Origin of the sequence: Flavobacterium sp. (genome assembly GCF_049318325.1) — a bacterium.
Classification (GTDB): domain Bacteria; phylum Bacteroidota; class Bacteroidia; order Flavobacteriales; family Flavobacteriaceae; genus Flavobacterium.
Window position 1 is genome coordinate 1 of record NZ_JBMOGQ010000128.1, and the last position, 6,299, is coordinate 6,299.

Annotated in this window: 7 protein-coding genes; 5 read left to right on the forward strand and 2 right to left on the reverse strand. The window is 34.2% G+C overall.

Annotated features, from left to right (window positions below; all coding sequences use genetic code 11):
* From ACOYLP_RS10050 to ACOYLP_RS10070, 5 genes are all read left to right on the forward strand, one after another.
* The coding region (locus ACOYLP_RS10050; protein ID WP_422856039.1) for an LUD domain-containing protein at nt 1-503 on the forward strand (503 nt) is incomplete at its 5' end.
* A 1-nt stretch (nt 504) separates the two neighbouring features.
* Nucleotides 505-1,308 carry a phosphatidate cytidylyltransferase gene (locus ACOYLP_RS10055; RefSeq protein ID WP_422856040.1) on the forward strand — a complete coding sequence of 268 codons (804 nt, stop codon included), beginning with the start codon at nt 505-507 and terminating at the stop codon, nt 1,306-1,308.
* Complete coding sequence (locus ACOYLP_RS10060) at nt 1,298-1,951, forward strand: phosphatidylserine decarboxylase family protein (protein WP_422856041.1); 654 nt, start codon at nt 1,298-1,300, stop codon at nt 1,949-1,951. Before ACOYLP_RS10055 ends, ACOYLP_RS10060 begins: the two co-directional genes overlap by 11 nt.
* A gap of 6 nt (nt 1,952-1,957) precedes the next feature.
* Nucleotides 1,958-2,233 (forward strand): acyl-CoA-binding protein, encoded by a 276-nt coding sequence (locus ACOYLP_RS10065; protein ID WP_422856042.1) that lies wholly within the window; start codon nt 1,958-1,960, stop codon nt 2,231-2,233.
* A 4-nt stretch (nt 2,234-2,237) separates the two neighbouring features.
* Nucleotides 2,238-3,017 (forward strand): superoxide dismutase, encoded by a 780-nt coding sequence (locus ACOYLP_RS10070; RefSeq protein WP_422856043.1) that lies wholly within the window; start codon nt 2,238-2,240, stop codon nt 3,015-3,017.
* A gap of 39 nt (nt 3,018-3,056) precedes the next feature.
* Here the strand turns inward: ACOYLP_RS10070 and ACOYLP_RS10075 are convergent, their stop codons facing one another.
* A complete protein-coding gene (locus ACOYLP_RS10075) occupies nt 3,057-4,637 on the reverse strand; it encodes an NADP-dependent glyceraldehyde-3-phosphate dehydrogenase (protein WP_422856044.1) in 1,581 nt (526 codons plus the stop codon).
* Between the two features lie 99 nt (nt 4,638-4,736).
* Nucleotides 4,737-6,296, reverse strand: coding sequence for an NAD(P)/FAD-dependent oxidoreductase (locus tag ACOYLP_RS10080; RefSeq protein WP_422856045.1), 1,560 nt, complete (start codon nt 6,294-6,296; stop codon nt 4,737-4,739).
* Between the last annotated feature and the right edge of the window lie 3 nt (nt 6,297-6,299).

The following is a 6,299-nucleotide window of genomic DNA, read 5'->3' on the forward strand; positions in this document are numbered from 1 at the left end:
TAGACGAAAAGTTTACTTATAACTTCAAAAAAAATGGTGGTAAGTTTTTATATTGTGAAAACTTAAACGAAGTAAAAGATCAATTTCTAAATATTTTAGAAGAGAATGATTGGTTCGAGTGCGAAGCCTTATGCTATGAACCAAAGCTTTATAGCATGTTAGACGAGAATAAACTACTTTACGATAAACCAACTAATCCAAAGTTTTTATTTGCCAGTTGTGAAAACTTGATTGCCGATGAAGGTTCGGTGCTTTTTTCTTCAAACCAAATCAAACAAAACAAACCAAATGATTTGCCTAACAACATCATTATTTTAGCTACAACTAGTCAAATATTAGAAGCAAAAAGCGATGGACTTCGTGTGATTAAAAAGAAATACGAAAAAGATTATCCAACAAATATTACTACTATAAAATATTTCGAGAAAGCTAAAGATGAAGACTTTCTTCAATATGGAAGCAGTGCAAAGAATTTATATCTGCTGCTTCTAGAAGATTTATAAAATGAATGAAACGTTAAAGAGGTTGTTATCTGGTGTAGTATATGTTGCACTTCTTATAATTGCTACTTCTTATTCTGTTAATAGTTTTTATTTACTATTCGGAATATTCATGATAATTGCCGTTTATGAATTTTGTCAATTAATTCATTTAAACAAAACAGCACCAATACTTTTAGGCACTATAGCCTATTGTTTAGCAAGTCAATTCAGAACGAATAAGACAAATGATATTTTGCTTTTAATAGCAACGCTGTTTGTTTCTTTAAAATGCTTACTACTTCTTTTCAATTCAAAAAAAGAGAAATTCGAAACGCTTTCCAAATATGTATACACCTTTGGATATGTTATTCTTCCTTTTATAATTATTACAAAGATTCCGTTTGGTAAGAATGGTTATAATCCTCAAATTATATTAAGTGTTTTTGTCTTAATTTGGACAAATGACACTTTTGCTTATGTAGTAGGAAAGTCGATTGGGAAGCACAGGCTAATAGAAAGAATATCTCCCAAAAAAACAATAGAGGGATTTATTGGCGGAATTGTATTTTCGGTAATTACATCAATTTTAATTTCAAAATATTACATTGAAGGCTCAATGTTTATATGGACAATAAGTGCGGTAATTATTAGCATTTTCAGTACTTTTGGAGATTTAATCGAATCAAAATTTAAAAGAATCGCAGATGTAAAAGACAGCGGAAATATAATGCCAGGCCATGGCGGCATTCTAGATCGCTTGGATAGTATTATATTTGTAGCACCATTTGTTTATTTGTTTTATCAAATCTTATATTATGTTTCATAAAGAAGGCGGAAAAATTATTTTAATAGCAACAACTATAACGGTTGCAATAACATTATTAACACCTGAATTAATTTCGATTTTCTGGCTACAAAAAACCATACAAATAGCAACTTTGCTTTTTTTAGTATTGATTTTACAATTTTTCAGAAATCCGAATAGAAGAATAGAAGCCAACGACAAAGTTGTTTTGGCACCAGTTGATGGAAAAGTAGTAGTTATAGAAGAAGTATTTGAAGAAGAATATTTCAAGGATAAACGCTTACAGGTTTCCATTTTTATGTCGCCCATAAATGTACACGTCACGCGTTATGCTGTTAGTGGAAAAGTAAAATATAGTAAATACCATCCTGGAAAATATTTGGTAGCTTGGCATCCTAAGGCAAGTACAGAAAACGAAAGAACAACCGTTGTTATTGAAAATAGAGTTTTTGGTGAAATTTTATATAGACAAATTGCAGGTGCTCTAGCACGCAGAATTGTAAACTATGCCGAAGAAGGGATGCAGGTTCGTCAAGGAGATGATGCCGGTTTTATCAAATTTGGTTCCAGAGTCGATATGTTTTTCCCATTGGGAACAACAATAGAAGTGAAACTTCAGCAAAATGCAGTTGGAAACCAAACGGTTATTGCAACAAAAGAATAAACTGAAATGAATGAAAAAGAATTAGATATTCGATTTCAGGAAGCAGTAGAAATTGCTTCAAAAATGTCACAATCTGAACTTCCACAAGATGTGCAATTGCGATTGTATGCCTATTATAAGCAAGCTACTTTTGGTACTATCAACTATAATAATTCTGCTGATTTTGACTTGCGAAATGCGTTTAAAACTAATGCTTGGATGCAAATAAGCCACTTATCTATCGACGAAGCAAAAGAATTATACACAGAAGCAATACACGAAATTGCAAATAGTAAAAAGTAAATTTATGAAATCGAAGATTCTTTCAATTGTTTTATGCTTTTCACTTTCGCTGCTTTTACCTTCCTGTAAAAGAAAAAAATTAACCGAAGTTGTTGAAGTGCCATTACCATCTGCCGAAGAAAAAATCACAATTGGGCAACCTGATGACGTTACTGCAAACGACGGACAATTCTCATTGGTAAAATTACCATACGAATACAATGCACTTTCACCAAGTATTGGTATCCTGACAATGGAAATGCATTATTCCAAACATTATTTATCGTATACGAACAACTTAAATAAATTAGTAGCTGAAGACCCAACATTAATCGACTTAACCATCGAAGACATCTTAAAAAAATGTGATGGCAGTAATCCTGATTTAAAAAATAATGCAGGTGGCTTTTATAATCATGGTTTTTTTTGGGAAGGCATGAAACCTAAATCGGGCGGACAACCTAAAGACACGTTAGCTACACTTATTACGAGAGATTTTGGTTCATTTGAACAATTTAAAACAGAATTTTCTGATGCTGCCGATAAGCAATTCGGTTCAGGTTGGGTTTGGTTAGTTGTTGATAAAACCGGGAAATTGCAAGTAACTAGTACATCAAATCAGGACAATCCTTTGACGCCAAAACAAACAGTTTCAGGCATACCACTATTAAATCTCGATGTTTGGGAACACGCCTATTATTTAGATTATCAATACAAACGCAAAAGATATATTGACAACTTCTTCAAAATAATCAATTGGAAAAAAGTTTCCGAACGCTATGAAGAAGCTGTTGCAAAGAAATAAGTTTCATAAAAAAAGTCCCGATTACTCAGGACTTTTTCTTTATAAAATATAATCAGTATTGATAAAATTCGATTCTTTACTATTAAGCAATTCCTGTAAAATCGCATTGTTATAAGTATTGTCTTTTGATGCTACAAATGTACGAATAGAGAACGAACGCAAGGCATCATGAATACTCAATGTTCCCACTGCGGAATCTTTTCTTCCCGTAAACGGATACACATCGGGACCACGTTGACACAAACTATTTAAATTCACGCGACAAACTAAATTTACTAAAGTATCGATTAATGGCGCAATGGTCTTAATATCTTTTCCAAACAAACTCACTTGTTGTCCATAGTTTGATTCTGCCATATCGTTTAATGGTTCTTGAATGTCTTTAAAAGTTAGAATGGGAATTACCGGTCCAAATTGCTCTTCATGATATACACGCATTTCTTTATTTATCGGAAACAAAACAGCCGGATAAATATAATTATCCGAACGCTTCCCTCCTTTAGCATTAATAACTTTAGCACCTTTGCTTGTAGCATCATCTATTAATTCCTGAATATAATCGGGCTTATCTTTTTCTGGTAATGGAGTTAATGAAACGCCTTTCTCCCATGGATTTCCAAAAGGAAGCGCATCTACTTTCTCGGTAAATCTTCGATTGAATTCGGCAGCAATTGATTCGTGAACATAAAGAATTTTAAGTGCAGTACAACGTTGACCATTGAAAGACAAAGTTCCCGTAATACATTCTTGAATAGTCAAATCTAAATCGGCATCAGGTAATATAATCGCTGGGTTTTTAGCTTCTAATCCTAAAATCAAACGCAAACGGTTTTTATTGGGATGCTGATCTTGCAATTCAATAGCTGATTTACTGTTTCCTATCAATGCTAGAATGTCTATTTTCCCAGATTTCATAATTGGAGAAGCTACATCTCTACCTCTACCATAAACAATATTAATAACCCCTTTTGGGAAACTACTTCTAAACGCTTCGAGCAAGGGTGAAATCAATAAAACGCCGTGTTTAGCTGGTTTGAAAATAACCGTATTTCCCATTATTATTGCAGGAATTAATAATGAAAAAGTTTCATTTAACGGATAATTATAAGGACCAAGACACGAAACAACCCCAAGTGGCCCACGACGAACCATAGCATTTACACCTTGACTTTTAGTAAATCGCGCATTGTTTCTGTCTAACTGTTTGTAATCTTCAATTGTATCATAAATATATTCTACAGTTCTGTCAAATTCTTTCTCCGAATCGCCTAATGATTTTCCGATTTCCCACATTAAATATTTCACTACTTCGCTTCGGGTAGCCTTCATTTGCGAAACAAAATTTTCCATACATTTGATTCGGTCAATGACTTTCATTGTTGGCCAAATCCCCTGTCCTTTATCATAAGCAGCAACAGCCGACTTCACTACTTCATCTGAGATAGCTTCTCCCATTGTTGGAATTGAACCTAATAATGTTGGTGAATAGTTTTGAGTTGAGGATATAGTTGAATAGACTTCTGAAGTTTCTCCTGTCCATTTTTTTAATTCTCCGTTGACTAAATAAGTATCCTGATGCAATAAAGAAGTAATCTGAAATTCGGTTGGAATAGTATTCATATAAGTTGATTTTTTATAAAAATAGTGTTTATATAAAAACTTTCGACAGGCTTTTATAAAAAGAAATTAACTAAAACGTAGTAGTTAAAAACAAGTGGATTATTTTATAACTTCCGAAATTTTCAAAGCACATTTCTCTCCATCAATAGCTGCTGAAATGATACCTCCGGCAAAACCAGCACCTTCCCCACAAGGATACAATCCTTTTATTTGTGGATGTTCTAAAGTTTCATTGTCACGTGGAATACGAACTGGTGAGGAAGTTCTACTTTCAGGAGCATGAAGAATGGCTTCATTGGTCATATAACCACTCATCGATTTTCCAAATTGAGAAAATCCTTCACGTAATATTTGAGTTAAAAAATTTGGAAAAACCTGTCCCATTTCAACCGAAGTCGTACCGGGAACATAAGAAGTTTTTGGAATAGATGCGGAAACTTTATTTTGTGTAAAATCAATCATTCGCTGTGCGGGAACTTTTTGAGTCTGACCTGCCAAATACCAAGCTTTTTGCTCGATGCTTTTTTGGAATTCCATTCCAGCAAGAGCTCCAAATTTGGAAAAGGGTTTAAAATCTTCCAATTTTAATTCGACTACAATACCCGAATTGGCTGTGGCCTGATCTCTTTTTGAAGGCGACCAACCATTTGTTACCACTTCACCAGGGCTAGTAGCACAAGGAGCAATTACACCTCCGGGACACATACAAAACGAATACATTCCGCGACCATTAACCTGCTTGACAATTGAATAAGGTGCTGGTGGTAAATAGTCGCCACGAAAATCGCAACTATACTGAATTTTATCAATTAATTCCTGTGGATGCTCTGCACGAACACCAATTGCAAAAGGCTTTGCTTCTATTAAAATTTTTTTTCTGTCTAATAATTCAAAAATATCACGTGCCGAATGTCCGGTGGCTAAAATCAATTTGTTGGCAGCAATCGTATCGCCATTTTGTGTAACAACACCTTGTATTTCATTATTTTTAATGATTAAATCGGTAACGCGGGTTTCGAACAAAACTTTTCCGCCACATTCAATAATTTTATCTCGAATGTCCTGAATGATTTTCGGTAATTTATTGGTTCCGATATGCGGATGTGCTTCGACTAAAATATCGGGCGTAGCACCAAAACCAACTAATAACTGAAGAATTCTGTCTACATCGCCACGCTTTTTAGAACGCGTATATAATTTTCCGTCAGAATAGGTTCCGGCTCCGCCTTCGCCAAAACAATAATTCGAATCTTCATTGACCATATGATCCACATTGATGGCTTTCAAATCGCGACGACGCCCACGGACATCTTTACCGCGTTCTAAAACTATAGGTTTTAAACCTAATTCTATTAATTGTAAAGCTGCGAAAAGTCCGGCTGGACCGGCACCAACAATAATGACTTCCTTTTTATTGGAAACATTTTCGTAGTTAGGAAGTTCAATTTTTTGTTCTATATATTTTTCATCTATTAAATAAACTGAAACTTTAAGATTGATTTTTATCGCTTTTTGACGCGCATCTATGGAACGTTTCAGTATTTCGACTTTATGAACCAATTTAGTAGAAACCCGAACTAATTTTGCCACATGCTCATAGAGCAAACTTTCGTTTGCTGCTATTTCAGGCGATACTTGAAGTTGGAGTTCTTGTGGCATTAT